General features: G+C 29.5%; 12 protein-coding genes and 5 pseudogenes. 4 read left to right on the top strand and 13 right to left on the bottom strand.

All coding sequences use genetic code 11. The features are described from left to right. Positions 1-338 precede the first annotated feature (338 nt). A pseudogene (locus DJ007_RS20765) lies at positions 339-1,829 on the bottom strand (IS1634 family transposase). Beyond that, positions 1,803-1,904 (bottom strand): annotated as a pseudogene (locus DJ007_RS21025) (IS1634 family transposase N-terminal domain-related protein); the annotation flags it as partial. The pseudogenes DJ007_RS21025 and DJ007_RS20765, both read right to left, overlap by 27 nt. Positions 1,905-2,407: 503 nt before the next feature. Here DJ007_RS21025 and DJ007_RS05245 point away from each other — a divergent pair. From DJ007_RS05245 to DJ007_RS05235, 3 genes are read left to right on the top strand one after another with little or no spacing between them, the layout of a single operon-like run. After that, positions 2,408-3,142, top strand: a complete 735-nt coding sequence (locus DJ007_RS05245) for a flagellar hook-basal body protein (RefSeq protein ID WP_129408643.1) — start codon at positions 2,408-2,410, stop codon at positions 3,140-3,142. Between the two features lie 30 nt (positions 3,143-3,172). Continuing rightward, a complete protein-coding gene (flgG, locus tag DJ007_RS05240) occupies positions 3,173-3,958 on the top strand; it encodes a flagellar basal-body rod protein FlgG (RefSeq protein WP_129408642.1) in 786 nt (261 codons plus the stop codon). Positions 3,959-3,979: 21 nt separating this feature from the next. Then, on the top strand, positions 3,980-4,783 hold the full coding sequence (locus DJ007_RS05235) for a mechanosensitive ion channel family protein (protein WP_129408641.1): 804 nt from the start codon (positions 3,980-3,982) through the stop codon (positions 4,781-4,783). A 15-nt stretch (positions 4,784-4,798) separates the two neighbouring features. On the opposite strand, the gene DJ007_RS05230 is transcribed toward DJ007_RS05235, so the two are convergent. The 11 genes and pseudogenes from DJ007_RS05230 to glpX form a co-directional block, all read right to left on the bottom strand. Next, positions 4,799-5,800, bottom strand: a complete 1,002-nt coding sequence (locus DJ007_RS05230; RefSeq protein WP_129408640.1) for a rod shape-determining protein — start codon at positions 5,798-5,800, stop codon at positions 4,799-4,801. An 84-nt stretch (positions 5,801-5,884) separates the two neighbouring features. Continuing rightward, entirely contained in the window at positions 5,885-7,312 is a 1,428-nt protein-coding gene (locus DJ007_RS05225) for a clostripain-related cysteine peptidase (protein WP_129408639.1), read from the bottom strand. A 49-nt stretch (positions 7,313-7,361) separates the two neighbouring features. Further along, a pseudogene (rny, locus tag DJ007_RS05220) lies at positions 7,362-8,931 on the bottom strand (ribonuclease Y). A 2-nt stretch (positions 8,932-8,933) separates the two neighbouring features. After that, a complete protein-coding gene (locus tag DJ007_RS05215) occupies positions 8,934-9,407 on the bottom strand; it encodes a regulatory protein RecX (protein ID WP_129408638.1) in 474 nt (157 codons plus the stop codon). After that, the gene (recA, locus tag DJ007_RS05210; RefSeq protein WP_129408637.1) at positions 9,385-10,500 is read right to left on the bottom strand and encodes a recombinase RecA; all 1,116 of its coding nucleotides are present in this window, start codon (positions 10,498-10,500) and stop codon (positions 9,385-9,387) included. Before recA ends, DJ007_RS05215 begins: the two co-directional genes overlap by 23 nt. Beyond that, positions 10,493-11,623, bottom strand: a complete 1,131-nt coding sequence (gene pgsA, locus DJ007_RS17215; RefSeq protein ID WP_240739296.1) for a CDP-diacylglycerol--glycerol-3-phosphate 3-phosphatidyltransferase — start codon at positions 11,621-11,623, stop codon at positions 10,493-10,495. The genes recA and pgsA overlap by 8 nt, the downstream gene beginning before the upstream one ends. Continuing rightward, positions 11,620-12,923 (bottom strand): annotated as a pseudogene (gene rimO / locus DJ007_RS05195) (30S ribosomal protein S12 methylthiotransferase RimO). The gene pgsA and the pseudogene rimO overlap by 4 nt, the downstream one beginning before the upstream one ends. Positions 12,924-13,052: 129 nt before the next feature. Beyond that, positions 13,053-13,253 carry an ATP-binding protein gene (locus DJ007_RS05190; RefSeq protein WP_129408636.1) on the bottom strand — a complete coding sequence of 67 codons (201 nt, stop codon included), beginning with the start codon at positions 13,251-13,253 and terminating at the stop codon, positions 13,053-13,055. A gap of 37 nt (positions 13,254-13,290) precedes the next feature. Continuing rightward, complete coding sequence (locus DJ007_RS05185; protein ID WP_165974026.1) at positions 13,291-14,139, bottom strand: histidine kinase dimerization/phospho-acceptor domain-containing protein; 849 nt, start codon at positions 14,137-14,139, stop codon at positions 13,291-13,293. 161 nt (positions 14,140-14,300) lie between these two features. Beyond that, positions 14,301-15,041, bottom strand: a complete 741-nt coding sequence (locus tag DJ007_RS05180; RefSeq protein WP_129408634.1) for an SAM hydrolase/SAM-dependent halogenase family protein — start codon at positions 15,039-15,041, stop codon at positions 14,301-14,303. A 58-nt stretch (positions 15,042-15,099) separates the two neighbouring features. Further along, positions 15,100-16,151 (bottom strand): annotated as a pseudogene (glpX, locus tag DJ007_RS05175) (class II fructose-bisphosphatase). A gap of 229 nt (positions 16,152-16,380) precedes the next feature. On the opposite strand from glpX, the gene DJ007_RS05170 reads away from it, so the two are divergent. Beyond that, positions 16,381-17,781: an aminopeptidase gene (locus tag DJ007_RS05170; RefSeq protein WP_129408633.1), complete on the top strand. Its 1,401-nt coding sequence runs from the start codon at positions 16,381-16,383 to the stop codon at positions 17,779-17,781.

The following is a 17,781-nucleotide window of genomic DNA, read 5'->3' as shown; positions in this document are numbered from 1 at the left end:
TTAAACCTTTCGCGGAGCGAAATGTTTAGGATAAATATTTTTATTATAAAATAAAAAAATAACCTTAAACCTTTCGTGAAGCGAAATGTTTAGGATAAATATCTTTATTATAAAATAAAAAAATAACCTTAAACCTTTCGCGAAGCGAAATGTTTAGGATATATTTATTTTTCCTGAGTTTGACACTATTATTATCAACAAAATTCTAAAAAGTAGAATTATTCAAAAAATAGCTATTGTTAACTTTTTATAAAAAGAGAAATTAGCCACACACCTCCTCCTTTTTGGCTTTTCATGCGTGTTTTAGGAGATTATTTTTTTAAATTCATCTAATTCCATCATTTTTTCGGTTTTTCTATTTTTAATGTTTTTAATATGGCTTTTTGAAAATCGTTTAAATTGGCTCTTAATGCAAATAATTTGTCTTTTAATCTTATTTCAGAGTATTCCATTTTTTTTATAGCTTCTCTTATTTTTTCATGAGAGTATTCAATATTATTTTTTCCAGTTCTAATTCTAATGTTCTTTGAATTATGTAAGATATGAAACTCATTACAATATGTCCTTTTATTCTTTTCGGTGTCCAATGAAATACCGGTCTTGTTTCAAGATAATTTTTAATGTTCTAAATGTTTCTTCTACTTTCCATAATGTATGATATTGTTCTAATATTTCTTTTGGCGATAGTTTTGTGTTTGTTATTATTCCATAGTATCCATCGTATTTTTCATCATTTTCTATTTTTTCTATGTCCAGTATATAATTTTGTTTGTTCTGTTCTTTTAAATATTTTTTCGCTCCTCTTTTACTTTTGGAATCTATATTTCCTTCTTCTAACATTTTTTTCGCTTTTTCTATTAATCGTAGTCTATCTGCTCTGTCTTTTTTGGCTCTTTCTTCTGAATATATTATGAGTAATCTTTTATTTTCATATTCTACTTCTCTATATTTTATTCCTTTTGCTAGTTCTATGAATTCTCCTTCAAATATATTTACTTTTTTTATTTGTTTTATTGATTTTCCTACTATGAATTCATAATTAGAATTTTCTACTACTTCTATATTTTTTTACTCATCATTCCTCTATCTGCTACTACTATTACTTTTCCTAATTGATATTCTTTTTTCATTTTTTCTATTGAATCTTTGAATGTATGCCCTTCGAATGTATTTCCTGCATATATATCAAAACTAACTGGCATTCTATCTTGATCTATTGACATTCCTAATACTACTTGCGACTCATTGAATTTCTTATCTTTTGAATATCCCATTTGTAATATTTCATTTGTTTGTTGTGTTTCAAACGCTAATGTTGTTACATCGTAAAATACTAAATCTACCGTTGTATTAAACAAACTTATCCTTTGATTATACATATGTTTTTCTATCGACTCTTTATTATCTGCTAATATATCCAATGTTCTGTATAACCAGTGCAACATTACATCTTTTTCTTCCAGGTCTTTTTCTTTTTTAACTTCCACTTTGTTATATCCAAAATACTCTAAATTATTAAATATTCCCAATTTACTCTTCGGTTCTACTATTCTATTCATCACCATTATTTTTAACATTTCTTCTGCATTGTATTTTATTTCTTTATCCAGTCTTTCAAAATATCTTTTCATCTCATATCTTTCAAATATCTTATTTACTATTACTTTGGCTCCGTAATTTCTTCTTGCTATTTCTTCCATTAAATCATCTTCTATTTTTTCATATTCATCTATTTCAAATATTTTAAAAAGACTATCTACAAGTTTTGTTATATCTTTTTTACTATACTTATCTATATTTCCAAAATTTATTACTGTATGCTGTTTCACTTTTCCATTTTCTCTTTTGCTTTCCATTATCCTTAAATATCTTTTTCCTTTCACTTTTGATATTTTAGGATACATTTTAAAACATCTCCTTTCAGTGGTTGTCATATATATTATACCACCAAAAGGACTAATATATTACTAATTATAGTTAATTCTCTGTAACAAAAGTTAGCCACACAATTTTTCGACTTCCTGAAAAATACACGCCTCAAACCCGCATTCTACCGTTCCATTTCCCTTAAAATCGCCAAATTGCTGTCAAAGGCAGGTGTTTTTTATTTAATAATATTTTATTTCTAAAACTCTTCACTTCGTGAAGGATTTTAGGATAAATATTTTTATTATAAAATAAAAAAAATAACCTTAAACCTTTCGCGGAGCGAAATGTTTAGGATAAATATTTTTATTATAAAATAAAAAAATAACCTTAAACCTTTCGCGAAGCGAAATGTTTAGGATAAATATCTTTATTATAAAATAAAAAAATAACCTTAAACCTTTCGCGAAGCGAAATGTTTAGGATATATTTATTTTTTTAAAGAAATATATTAATGAGTATTATCGCAGGAGGCGATTAAATGAATAGAGGGCTTTATATTTCCACTATGGGAATGCTTGCAAATATGGCACAATTAGATACAATTTCAAATAATCTTGCAAATGCTGATACAACAGGATATAAAAAAGATGAGATAACCTTTAAAGCATATTTAAAGAAAGAATTTAGAAACTATGATTCAGTAGACATAAAAAAAGGAAAACATGTTGGTTATATGGAAACAGCTTTAGTCGCCGACGAAACAAAACCCATAATTTCACAGGGACAAATTGTAAAAACAAATAATCCAACAGATTTTTCCATTTTTGGTGATGGTTTTTTTAAAATTGAAAAAAATGGGGAAATTTATTATTCTCGAAACGGTGAATTCAAAAGAAATCAAGATGGTTTTTTGATTACCTCAGACGGAGATTATGTTCTGGATTCGAATAATAAACATATTCAGGTACCGGAAAATTTTACCGTTGATGAATCAGGAACTATCTATAATGGTACTCAATCTACAGGACAAAAAATTTCAATAGTAAACCTTAAAAACCCTTCCAAATTCGGTATTAACCTTTTTACTGGAAATGAAACTATATCAAGTAACTATAAAGTAATACAGGGTAGCATAGAAAAATCAAACGTTAACACATTAAAAGAAATGATAAATTTAATAAATGCCAATAGAGCTTTTAGTATATTAGAAAAATCCGTACAAACTCAGGATACAATGACCGGAAAAATTATAGAAAGTGCTCAAAGAATATAAAAATAATATAATTTCAAGGAGGAAAAGAATATGTTAGTATCTCTTTATTCAGCATCTACAGGGATGATTGCACAACAAAGAAGACTCGACACAATATCAAATAATTTATCTAACGTAGACACTACAGGTTACAAAGCTCAAAGGATTGAGTTTCAAGACTTATTATATACTCCAATAAAAGAAGCAGGAACTCCAACAGCTCAAAATTCCGTGTTACCTACTGGAGAATATGTTGGACATGGTGTGAAAATAGGTGCTACAAATAGAATTTTTACACAGGGAAATATTGAGCAAACTGGTGGAACATTTGATATGGCTATTATGGGAGATGGATTTTTTCAGATTCAGTTACAAGATGGAAGAATTGCATACACAAGAGATGGCTCATTTAAAGTAGATGCCAATGGAAGACTTGTGAATTCTCAGGGATTATTGTTTGTTCCAAACATTACTTTACCAACAAATGCAGAAAGTGTTAATGTTTCTCCTGATGGAATTATCAGTGCAAAATTACCAGATGGTACAATTCAGAATGTTGGTAACATTACACTTGTAAAATTCGTAAATCCAGCAGGATTAAAAGCCATAGGAGGAAATCTTTTTTTAGCTACTCCTGCATCTGGTGTTGCAACTGAAGGTATTCCAAATCAAGATGGATATGGTTCAATTGAGCAAGGATCTTTAGAAAAATCCAATGTTGATGTTGTAAAAGAAATGGTTAATATGATAGTTGCTCAAAGAACTTATGACTTAAATGCAAGAGCTGTACAAACAGCAGATGATTTCTTAAGAACAGTTGGAACATTGAAGAGATAATAACTATTAGGAGTTAAAATTATGAATGTAGAGTTAATTATAGATTATTCAATAAGAATAGGAATTAGTATATTGGTTTTAATATTAACCAAAATATTCTCAAAAATTACCTATTCCTCAGTTATAAAATTTATTGAAAAAACAGGAAAATCTTTGGCTTATAAAAATACTTTACGAGTTCTGGTAAATATTGCTTCCTACACACTTGGTGGTTTTATTATTTTATCTTTAATATTTAAAGATTTCATGCCATTTTTAACTGGTTTAGGGGTTTCTGGTGTAATTGTTGCTTTTGCAGTACAAGAACCTCTGTCTAATTTTATTTGTGGAATTCTTTTAATGTTTTCAAAAACGATAAAAGAAGGGGATGCAATTGAAGTAAATGGTATTTCAGGAAGTGTTAAACAGATTGATTTAAATCATACTGTGATAAACACTTTTGACGGAAAACTTGTGAGAATACCAAATAAAACTATGTGGAGCAGTTCTATTACTAATTACTGGCCTTCAAATATCAGGAGGAGTGAAATAAATATTGGTGTTTCATATAGCACAAATTTAAATAGTTTTTTGGAAATAATTAATGACTATCTTAATAATTCCAGCCTTATATATAAAGATGAAAATCATAATCCTGTTGTTTGGTTTTCAGGATTTGGCTCTTCTTCAATAGATTTTTCTATAAAATTCTGGTTAAAAAAAGAGGATTTTTTCGATGGCACGAGAAAAATAGCTGCAGAGATTTTTGAGCTGTTAAATGAAAAAAATATTGAAATTCCATTTAATCAGGTTGATATATACATAAAAAACAAAGAAGGCAATTAGTGCCTTCTTTATTTTTTATATTACCGCTACTTTAGATAATAATTCTGGATTGTCTAATAATATCCCTGCACCCTGCGCAACACATAATTGTGGACTTTCTGCAACTTCTGTTTTAACTCCTGTTTTTTCTTCAAATAGTTGTGCTAATCCACGCAAATTTGCTGTTCCACCTGCAAGATAAATACCATTTTTCAATATATCTGCTGATAATTCTGGCGGTGTATTTTCCAATACGGTCTTTGTTTTTTGAATTATTTCATCTAAAACTCCTTCTATAGCTTCAAAAATATCATCAGAATTTATTACTCTTGATGATGGCATTCCACTTGCTATATCCTGACCTCTTACTTCTATTTCTAAAGTTTCAACATCTTTATGCGCCTTTCCTATTTCTTTCTTTAAAAATTCTGCCGTAGCTTCACCAATTAAGAACTTATATTTTCTTTTAATATATTTAATGATTTCTGTATCCATAGCTTCTCCAGCTAATTTTATTGATTCAGAAATAACACTTCCACTTAAACTAATAACAGCAATATCTGTAGTTCCACCACCTAAATCTACTATTAAATGTCCATTAGGTTTTGTTATATCAAGTCCTATACCTATTGCGGCTATAATTGGTTCTAAAACTAAAAATGCTTTATTTGCCCCTACTTTTTCTGCAGCATCCTTAACTGCTCTTCTTTCTACGTCAGTAGTTCTTGCAGGAATTCCTATTACAAGATTCGGTTTTGATGGCAAAAATCCTGTTTTCGCCTGTTTTATAAAATATCTTAACAATTGTTCAATTAAAGAAGGATAAGCAATAACTCCGTCCTGCATTGGATGAATTATTTCAACACCATATGGTGTTTTCCCTATCATTGCTTTTGCTTCATTACCAAAAGCTGTTATTGTATTTGTCAATTTATCAACCGCTACCACAGATGGTTCATTTATTATTATACCTTCTCCTTTTTTATACACAATAAATGTTGCTGTTCCTAAATCTATACCTAAATCATGTTTTGCCATATTCTTTCCTCCCGCACTCTATTCTTCTAATATTATACAAGATTTCTCTAAAAAAAACAACTTTTATATAAAATAAAAAGTTTTTTAATTATTATTTTTTATAATATTCTTCCAGGTACCTTCTATCCAATTTTGATATTCCTTATAAAAATCAAGAGCTTTATAATCATCATAATACCCATTTGGATTAGTATCAAATATATCTTCAAACATTATCCCTATTCCACTATAACCAGGATAATCAACACCATCAATTCTGACTACAGCATTTACAATAGCAGGATTAATATAACTGCTTAAGAATTCTCCTGTATTTAATATCAAATTATTAACATCAATCATATCTGTTGGTTCAGAAACATAATTATTACCATCATTCCTATACAAAGTATATCCATATTTTACCCCTGCTATATTATTAATATTATTCCATCCGGAAAAACTTTTTAGATTAAATCCAACTAAACTTAATCTATTAAGCATATTATATTCCTGTGTATAATAATATTTATATTTATCCACTATTTTATATACCAGAGATTCCTCTAAATTTTTTTCATCTAAACCATGAAAAAAATCATAATAAAATCCAAATCCTGCAATTGAATATACTGACCCAACAAAATAATCAACCAAATTTCTAAATTCATATATTATTTCTAAACTGGTCATATTACATGCGTCAAAAGCAAGAATATTAATCTTTGTATTATATTTTTTCTCATATTCATTAATAACATCCTTTATATCTTTTATTTTTAAAACTTTATTTGTAGTATCATCCTGAATAATCGCCTTAGGTTGGATTGATAGCCCTTTTGACTCCCATGCCCAACCATTGCCATGATCCCATAAATCCAATGCCTTTACAGTATTACTATTTCTTACAGCAAATTTATCTATAAATTCAAATAATGTTTTCGTCGATGCTGAACTCAATTCACTGGAAAATCCAAAATCTTCCGGTGAAAATCTCTGTTCTATATAATCCCCATTAAATTTTGAAATAAATATTATTTCATCGCTCTTTGCACTTCTATCTCCCAAAATAACAACTGATATATTCATCATTGATTTTTGTATGGACCTTTCAATTTCGTCAATATCCAGGTCAAAAAAATAGTCTGTTTCATTTGTTAGTGGATCCTGGTATTTCACATCCAGGCTATTATCAGCACCACCATATAATAAAAATTGCAATTTTGGTTCTACCTTTTTTACAGTATTTATATATTGTCTATTCTTATAAAATTCTGTAGTTTTTACTGTTATATCGCCATGTAAAATTAAATTTGTTTTTAATTTATAAATTATATCCCCATTATATGAATAGATCTTTTTTTCCCCATTATAAATATCTACACCAACCACTGGTCTTGAAAATTCAAGAATTAATGGCATACCTTCTAAATATTCCTGAGTAACCAATGGACTTTGCTTATTAAAGTTTATACACGAAGATAAAAACAATGCCAGTAATAAAAGCATTAAAAAAAGATTTATTTTTCTCATAAATCACCTCTAATTATACAAACAGCGGCATAACTGCCGCTGCCAATTTTTATGAAGCGTATGCCACACTTCTTTTTTCTCTTATAACTGTAACTTTAATAACTCCTGGATATTCCATTGTCTCCTCTATTTGAGCTGAAATATCCCTTGCTAATTTATCCGCTAAAGCATCATCTATTTTATCCGGTTGTACTATAACCCTTAATTCTCTTCCAGCCTGAATTGCATATGCCTTATCAACATGCCTGAATCCTTTTGCTATTTCTTCTAATTGTTCTATTCTTCTAATATAATTTTCAAGCGTTTCTCTTCTGGCACCAGGTCTTGCTGCGGAAACCGCATCAGCTGCTCCTACAATCACAGCCTCTGGTGTCATTGGATCCACTTCATTATGATGATATTGAATTGCATTTACTACTTCTAATTTTTCATTATATCTTTTTGCAATTTGACCACCAACTATAGCATGCGATCCTTCAACTTCATGGTCAATTGCCTTCCCAATATCGTGAAGCAATGCAGCTCTTTTAGCTAATTCAACATTTAATCCCAATTCAGCAGCCATTAAGCCTGCAAAATTCGCCACTTCAATTGAATGTTCCAATACATCCTGACCATAACTTGTTCTGAATTTTAATCTTCCTAATAATTTTACTAATTCTGGATGTAATGGTTTAATTCCAACTCTCATTACTGCTTCTTTACCTGCTTCTTTAATTATATCTTCCAATTCTTTCTTTGTTTTTTCATAAACTTCTTCTATTCTGGCTGGATGAATTCTACCATCTGCTACCAATGCTTCAAGTGTCCTTTTAGCTATTTCTCTTCTTAATGGATTAAAACCAGAAATAACTACAACTTCAGGTGTATCATCGATAATCAAATCACAACCTGTCATTTTTTCAAAAGCTCTGATATTTCTTCCTTCTCTTCCGATAATCCTACCTTTCATATCATCAGTAGGAAGTGCTACCGTTGATGTTGTAATTTCAGAAGTAACATCTGAAGCATATCTTTGTACAGCTATGCTTACTACCCACTGTGCATGCTTTTTTGCATCTTCTTCATATTCTTCCTTCAAAGATTTATATTTTTGAGCTAATTCTAATTCGTATTTTTCCTTTGCTTCTTTTAAAACCTTTTCTCTTGCCTCTTCCATTGTTAAATTAGCTATCTCATATAATTTATTTTCCAATTCATCTTTTAGTTTTTGTGTTTCTTCTTTTCTTTGTCCAACTTATTTTTAATTCTTCAAGATTTTGTTCCTTTCTATCAATCATTTCTTCTCTTCTAATCAATCTTTCTTCCATTGATTTTAATTCTTCTTTTTCAAGTTTTAATTCCCTATTGAATTCTTCTTTCATCTTCTGAATTTCTTCTTTGCTTTCAATAAGTGCTGATTTTACAATATTGTCAGCTTCCTTTTCGGCATTTCTTAATATCTCATTTTTTTCTCTTTTTGCTATTTCTATTTCCATTTTTAGCTGCTCTTTTTCAGATCTCAATTTCTCAATAAATTCTTTATTTCCTTTTTCTAATCCCTTATTTACCCCTATTTTATATAAAACACCAGATATTATTGCTAAAAGTACAATAATAATTATATATAAAACATCCATCTTTATTCACCTCCAACTTCGTCTAATACTTCTTCAATTAAATATGATTCAAATCCTCTTTTATAAACATACTCTTTTATTTTTCTTTTATCTTTTTTTAGTCTCATCTGGGATAAAACTATATCACGAATAATTTCTTTCAAATTAATATCTTCCAATACCTTATTTATAGCATTATAAATAGTATCTTCTTCTATATGAAACTTGTTTGATAATTCCATTTTTATAACAAATGGCCCTTTTTTATTTAAGGTTAATTTATCATATGCATATAAATAAGCAAACAGTTCATCATCAATCATCTTAAATTCTTTTAATTTTTCAATAACCCGATCTACTACGGTTATATTAAAACCTTTTTCAAGAAGTCTATTTTTCATCTCAAACTCTGATCTGGCTCTATATTTTAACAAATTAACTGCCGCTCTTTGAGCCGCTTCCTCATCAAAAGGGTCAATTATCCTTTTTTTCTTCATCTTTTACCTCAGACACTTCTTTAGATGCATTCTCAATTTTTTCTTTCAAATCTTCTGGAATAACAAGCCCTAATTTTTCTCTAATCCTGTATTCTATTTCATCAAAAAAATGCGGATTTTTCTTTAAATAATCTAAAGCCTTTATTTTGCCCTGACCAAGACTGATTTCATTTCCATCTAAATCAGTATAGGAGAACCATGCTCCGCTTCTTTTAACAATATCATTTGCAACTGCCAGATTAAAAATATCATTTTCTTTTGCCAATCCTTCGCCATAAATCATATCCACTTTTACTTCTTTAAATGGTGGAGCTACCTTGTTTTTAACAACTTTAATATTTACTTCGTTACCATAAGCTTCTTTACCTTCTCTTAAAGCTGTTCCTTTTCTAACTTCCATTCTTATTGTAGAATAAAATTTTAATGCAACACCGCCTGCTGTAGTTTCAGGATTCCCATACACAACACCTATTTTCATACGAGTTTGATTAATAAAAATCACAATGGTTTTTGATTTATTAATGCTTCCTGCCAATTTTCTTAATGCCTGTGACATTAATCTTGCCTGTAGACCCATATGTGAATCTCCCATGCTACCTTCTATTTCAGCTCTTGGCACTAATGCAGCTACAGAGTCAATAACCACCAGATCAACAATATTAGATCTTACAATACTATCAACAATTTCTAAAGCCTGTTCTCCAAAATCTGGTTGTGATAGTATTAAAGTATCAGGATTTACTCCTAATTTCTTAGCATATTCAAGGTCAAGTGCATGTTCTGCATCGATAAATGCAGCAATTCCACCTCTCTTTTGAACTTCTGCAATAGAATGCAATGCAAGTGTAGTTTTACCACTTGATTCATTACCATATATTTCTATAATCCTACCTCTTGGATATCCACCAACACCAAGAGCAACATCAACAGATAATACGCCACTTGGAACTATATCCAATTTTCTTTCTTCTTCCAAGCCTTTACCTAAAATCATTATTGAACCTTCGCCATAATTCTTCTCTAATTCTTTTACTAATTTATCTAACATATCCTCTTTATTTATGGCGTCTTTTTTAGCTGGTTTTTTAGCCATTAATAATCATTCCTCCCTCAAAATCAATAGTATACATCTTCTTATATATTGGTCCGGTTTTTGTTAAAGTGGATGAATATATATGAACCGCATTTACAGGAACAATAACCTTTTCAACATCTAAAACCTTTATAAGTTTTTCCCAGAAATCCGGAGCTTTTTTTATTCTCCCAACAGTTAAATGAGGCTGAAAATCCTTTTCATTATCTGAAATCTGAACATTTGATAATTTTAAGGATTTTATAACTTCATTATGTAATTGTTTTAATGTATTTCCACCCTCAATACCCAACCAGATAACCCTTGGAAAATCTCTTGTTTTAAAATATCCAACTTTATTTAAAGTAAATGCAAATGTTGGAAATCCTGTTATTCTTTCTTCCATTCTTTTGGCTACTTCTGTAATTTTAGTAATATAAGTATCCCCCATAAAATATAATGTCAAATGAACATTCTCGGGTTTTGTCCAATTACCTTTAAAACCCATTCTTTCAAGTTTTAAAATTATATCTCTTAAAATATCTCTAACACTTTGATTTACATCGAGTGCTATGAATGTCCGTAAATGTTTATTTTTGTTATTCATATTACTCCCCTTAAGATAGACTAAATTCTTTACTAAATAGTTATAACCAGAAAATAATGAAAAGAATGTTGTTAAAATAATAAGCACAATATTAACTATATTCAAAAACAAAAATAATGGAGTCAAATAAAGTGAGGCAATTAAAATTGTTTGTGAAAAGGTTTTTAATTTCCCCCACTTATCTGCAGCTACTACAACATTCTTATTGGCCAAAAACATTCTCAACCCGCTAATAAAAATATCTCTAACAATTATAACAGCGACAAACCACCCTGGTACTTTATGCATTTCCAAAAAAGCGATAAATAAAGCATTAATGAGTATTTTATCTGCAATTTGATCCATAAATTTCCCAAAATCGCTAACAAGATTATATTTTCTGGCTATATATCCATCAAGTAGATCTGTTAGAGAAACAAGAATATATACAAAAAAAGCAATTAAATAATTTTTTTCATCATATGTTATAATAAACATAGGTATTGTTGCCAATATTCTTATAAACGTTAATATATTTGGTGCCGTCCATAACGTCATCTTAGTATACCCTCCAAATCATATTCTGAAGTGTTTACTATTTCAACTGTAACAAATTCACCTATCTTTAATTCTTTTTCAGATTTAAAAAATACATTTCCGTCTATTTCCGGCGCATCAGAATAAGCCCTGCCTATATACACACCATTTTCATATTCTTCAACTAAAACTTTTAAAGTTATGCCAACAAATCTTTCAAGTCTTTCAGCAGATATCTCTTTTTGCAACTCCATCAATTCTCCAAGTCTTTTTTCTTTTATTTTATCATCCACTTTATTGGGTAATGAATAAGAAGGTGTTCCTTCTTCATCAAAATATGTAAATGCACCTAATCTATCAAACTCGACTTCATCTACAAAATCTAACAATTCCTCAAAATTTTCGTCTGTCTCTCCTGGAAATCCTACAATAATTGTTGTTCTAATTATTGATTCTGGATTTTTTCTGATTTTTGATATTATTTCTTTTAGTTGCTTACTTTTTCTGACCCTTCCCATTAAAGATAAAATCTTATCTGAACCATGTTGCATTGGAATATCAAAATATTTAACTACTTTATCCAGGGAATTTATTGCCTCTATTATTTCATCATTAATAAAATCCGGATGTAAATACATAACCCTTATCCAGAAATCACCTTCAATTGAATTTATAGCTTTTAATAATTCTGGTAATGCCTGTTTTTTATATAAATCAACACCATACAATGTATTATCCTGGGAAACCAGGACAATTTCTTTTACTCCATTTTTTACCAAAAATTCTGCTTCTTTCTTGATATCTTCAATTTCTCTACTGACAGGCTCTCCCTTAAAATAAGGAATAGAACAAAATGCGCATTTTCTATTACACCCATCTGCAATCTTAATATATGCATATGGCTTATCTTGAACTATACGATAATCACATTTATAAACATCATATGGCCTTGATAATTTAAAATAATAATTCTTTTTTCTATTGCCTCAACAATTTTTTCTGGTGGAACTACACCTATTAAACCATCAACCTCTATTAATTCCTTTTTTAAATCATCATAATATCTCTCAACCAAACAACCAATAGGAATAATCTTCATATCAGGATTTTCTTCTTTTAAAGAAACAATATTAAAAATCTCATTGATAGATTCTTCTTTTGCTGGTTCAATAAACCCACAGGTATCTATAATAGAGTAATTGGCTTCAATAGGATTATCTGTTATTTCATATCCTTTTTGTAAAAAAATTCCTTTTAAAACATCCATGTCTGCCTCATTTTTCGGGCAGCCTAATGTCAGAATATATACTTTTTCTTTCATGCTCTCCTCCTAAAATAAGTCTAATTATAATTATAACATATTTTTCCTATTTCATTGTTATTTTAGAAAATAAAAAATATAAATTTTACATTATTTCCAACTAAAATAATTCGGCTCTTTAAGAGCCGATTAAAATTTATCTATTATTAGACTTATTATTGTCCCTTTGCCTTTTATTGAACTAATCCGCAACCGTGCATTTTGAAAAATAACAAATCTTTCTAAAAAAACAGTTCCAAGCCCCGTACCATTATCCTTTGTTGTAAAAAATGGTTTCAAATATTTCTCTTTCTCGATTTTATCCATACCTATTCCATTATCAGCTAGCATAATTTTATAACATCGCTTTTTTCCAATATCTTTATAATTATAATACTCTGGCTTTTTTCACCAAAACAGCATCTATAGAATTTTGAATCACATTAAACATCGCTGACTTAAAAAGCCATTCATCACTTTTAATTTCAACATTTATTTTATCCTGAACAATAAATTTAATTTGCGGATATACTCTTTTAAAATTATTTACTACTTCATTTAATACCTGATTTAAACTAAATAATTTTATATCTTCTGGTATTTTAAACAATTCCAGCGTTTCCTGAACTACATTTTGAATATTGTTAATTTCATTTTTTACCTGATTTAAATACTCTTTATCATTTGTCAATTCATACATTTGGAACGTCATTTTTAACCTTGCTATTGGTGTTTTTAAACCATGAGCTGCATTAGCAAGTATTTCACCAAGCCTTGCAAAATGCCTTGCATTTTCAAGATTCTTTTTTAACTTTTTATAGGTAGTAATGTCATTCACAGCTATAATAATAAAATTGCTCCTTTTACTTATAATCAATTGTAAATTCTTTCTTAGTCTCTTAGAATATACCTCGTATATACCAGATTCTAATGTAATTTTTATCCCACTTTTAATAAATATTTTTGAAAGTTGCATCCCATATTTTAATGTAATATTATGAAAAATTTCTTTAGCTTTGCGATTGGACCTTTGTAAAATACCATTTTCATTAAATACCAATAAACCGGAACCTATACTATCAAAAATAGCATTAAACTTTTCATAATATTCTTTTAATCCTTCTCTCTCTCTTAATAATAATAACGAATATGTTCTGATCATTTCATCCAATTCGCGTAATAAACCAGAATATTCAAGGTTATAATGCCTGGTAGTATAAGCATTACCTTTATGCAATATTCTCCTGAGCCTTTTTTCTATAAATATATATACAATAAAATATAAAAATACAAAGCTCATTGGTATTAAATACCAATAAGCTAAAAGATGCAAAAAATAAAAAATAAAAAACATCACTATAGTATGTATAACAGATATTTTTTCCGATAAATCCCAACCTAATATGTTTCTTTTCTTAATGTAATCTCCACTCCTTCTGAATTTAATCCTAAAAATTCCTTTGCATTACCCTGATTTATTGCAATTTCTAAATACCCGGAACTTTCCGGATGAATTAAAAGCTCTCCAGGTAATACATCACTAAATACTTTTTCATAATATGCTTTAAACTTTTTATTTTCAAAATGAAGTATAATCTCATCATCTTTTTTAAATAATGTTTCACCAAGCTCAGCAGGTATATTTGTTTGAACATTTCCAAATGTATCGAAGAATATTATCTCACCTTCAATTGCATCATTTTTAATCTCTGGTGCTTTATATCTAAATAGATTTATAGTATCGATTTCAATACCAAAATCCTCAATTGGAACTCCTTTTGATAAATATGCGGCTACAGGAGAAAATATATCTCTTCCATGAAATGTTGTAGAATATCTCTTCCTAAAATAATATTTTTCATTATTAATTTCTATTAATTTATCAATTCCGTATTCTTCCGCTACTAGAGTTAATAATCCATTGTCCGGTGCAACAAAATAAAAATTCCTTTTTTTTGCTTTTAAAATAATGGGTTTTCTACTGCTTCCCACACCGGCATCTATAACACTTAAAAATATTGTTCCTTCTGGAAAGTCCTTAGAAAATCTGTATAAAATATGTGCATTAATTTTAGGATCAAACTTTCTTGTATCATGCAAAACATCTATTATCTCAGCATTTTTATTGATAGTTTTCATTACTGCTTTACAAACACCTACATAATAACTATCATTCCCCAATCAGTGAAAAAGGCTATCATTTATTATATACCTCCCCCATATAATCCTCTCTTTTTTTGTGAATATTCAACAATTTAGAGTCACCATCTGTAGATTTCAACCTAATTGTTTTATATTTCAAATCATGATATGTAGTAATTCTCCTTATTGTTCTGGTTTTAGATCTCATAACTATACTTTCAGTAATAGCTTTACCCTTATAAAAATGTACTCCCTTTAAAAAGTCTCCATCAGTTACACCAGTTGCTGAAAATAAAACATTTTCTCCTCCAGCTAAATCTTCTGTATAATATACCTTATTTAAATCCCAACCTTCACTTAACAGCTTCTCCTTTTCTTCCTCAGTTTGAGGCCACAATTGAACCTGTAATTCACCACCCAATGTTCTTAAAGCCCCTGCAGCCAATACTGCTTCTGGAGAACCCCCTATCCCAATATAAATATCAACTCCACTATCTGGCATAGCGGTTGCAAGAGCTGCTGCAATATCCCCATCACCAATTAATTTTATTCTTGCTCCAACTTCTCTTATTTCTTCAATAATTTTCTTATGTCTATCCCTATTTAAAACAACTACTGTTATTTCACTAACTGGAACCTTTAATGCTGCTGCTGCAACTCTTAAATTTTCTCTAATAGAACTTCTAATATCCAATAACCCCTTAATTCTGGACCAACTGCAAGCTTATATGAATAAAACGTTGGTAAATAGGCTAATTTACCCTTTTCCGCTAAAGTCATAACACTAATAGCATTTGGTAATCCATAAGCCACAAGTCTTGTACCGTCTATAGGATCAACGGCTATATCGTATTCCTCATCATCTTCTGCCCATGTTCCAACCTTTTCGCCAATATACAACATTGGCGCTTCATCTTTTTCACCCTCACCAATTATTACAGTACCCTTTATTTCTATGTAATCCAGCATTCCCCTCATAGCATCAACAGCTGCCTGATCCACAGCATTTTTATCCCCCATCCCCAAATGTAAACTGCTCGTTAAAGCTGCCGCTTCAGTTACTCTAACCAAATCAAGCGTTATTTCTCTATCTACTTTATCTGGCATGAAATCCCCCCCTATAATAAATATTTTTTAACCAATATCAGCATTATTATTATACTAAAAAAAAATTTTTTTTTGAACCTCTGTTTTTACCCATATAAATTGAATAAATGTAATTATAATTAATAACAGATTTTATGACCCTCTTTACATACTTTGAAAAAAAACATCAATATGATACAATCTAATTGTAATTGAATAATTTTAATCATATTTTCTGGAGGTGAAAAAGGTGGAGATAAAAAAGCTTAAAGAAAAACTTACAAGAAAAAAAGTATCCGTATGGGAAAAAAGAGATAGGAAAATTATTGATGAGTATTCTAAAGGTTACAAAAATTTTATTGATTACTCAAAAACAGAAAGAAAAGCTGTTGAATATAGCGTAAAAGAATTAGAAAAACATGGATTTAAACCTTTAGATTATTATCTGGAAAAGGGAAAAATAGAAGACGGTGATAAAGTATATTACATTAACAATTCTAAAGCAATCTTTGCTATTAAAATAAAGGGCAACATAACAAATGGAATTAGCCTTGTTGGCGCTCATCTTGATGCTCCAAGACTTGATTTAAAACCAGAGCCAATAGTGGAAGATACAGGTATAGCTATGGCAAAAACCCATTATTATGGTGGAATAAAAAAATATCAATGGTTAAATATTCCTCTTGAACTACATGGTGTTGTTATTAAAGATGACGGAACAAAAATAGATGTATCCATAGGAGATAGCCTCGAAGACCCTGTATTTGTAATTTCGGATCTATTACCACATCTTGATAGGAGAAAAGGTGAAGTTTCTGAAGTATTTAAAGGAGAAAATTTAAACCTATTATTAGGAACAATATCTATATCTTATGAAGAAGAAGTAAAAGAAGGAGTAAAATTAAATATCTTAAATATCTTACATGAAAAATATGGTATTGTTGAAGAAGATTTAATTTCTGCAGAATTAGAAGTAGTCCCTTCATTACCTGCAAGAGATGTCGGATTGGATAGATCATTAATCGCTGCTTATGGACATGACGATAGAATATGTTCTTACACAGCATTAACTGCTTTGATAGAAGCAGAACCTGAAGTAAGAAGTGCTGCCATATTGTTAGTAGATAAAGAAGAAATTGGAAGTGATGGAAATACAGGTGCAAAACATCACTTTTGGATTACTATATTAAAGAAACTATTAAAACTTCAGGGAAGCACTAATATTGAATTAGATATAGACGATACATTATTAAATTCTACTTTATTATCAGCGGATGTTTCTGCTGCACTTGATCCAAACTTTAAGGATGTCCATGATCCAGCTAATGCACCAAAATTAGGTTATGGAATAGCAATAGCAAAATACACTGGAGCCAGAGGAAAAGTATCAACTAATGATGCAAATGCTGAAGTTTTTGGCAAATTAAGAAAAATATTTAACGAAAATGGTGTTATATGGCAGACAGGTGAATTGGGTAAAGTAGATCAAGGTGGTGGCGGAACAATAGCAAAATTCTTTGCCGAAAAAGGTCTCAGCGTTATCGATGCAGGTGTTGCACTTTATGGAATGCATTCTCCATATGAACTGGCTTCAAAAGCTGATTTATATGAAACATATTATGCTTATAAGGTGTTTTTAAATAAAAATTAA

The organism is Marinitoga lauensis (genome assembly GCF_004135675.1).
In the GTDB taxonomy this organism is placed as follows: Bacteria; Thermotogota; Thermotogae; order Petrotogales; family Petrotogaceae; genus Marinitoga; species Marinitoga lauensis.
This window is presented reverse-complemented; position numbering and strand designations above follow the sequence as displayed.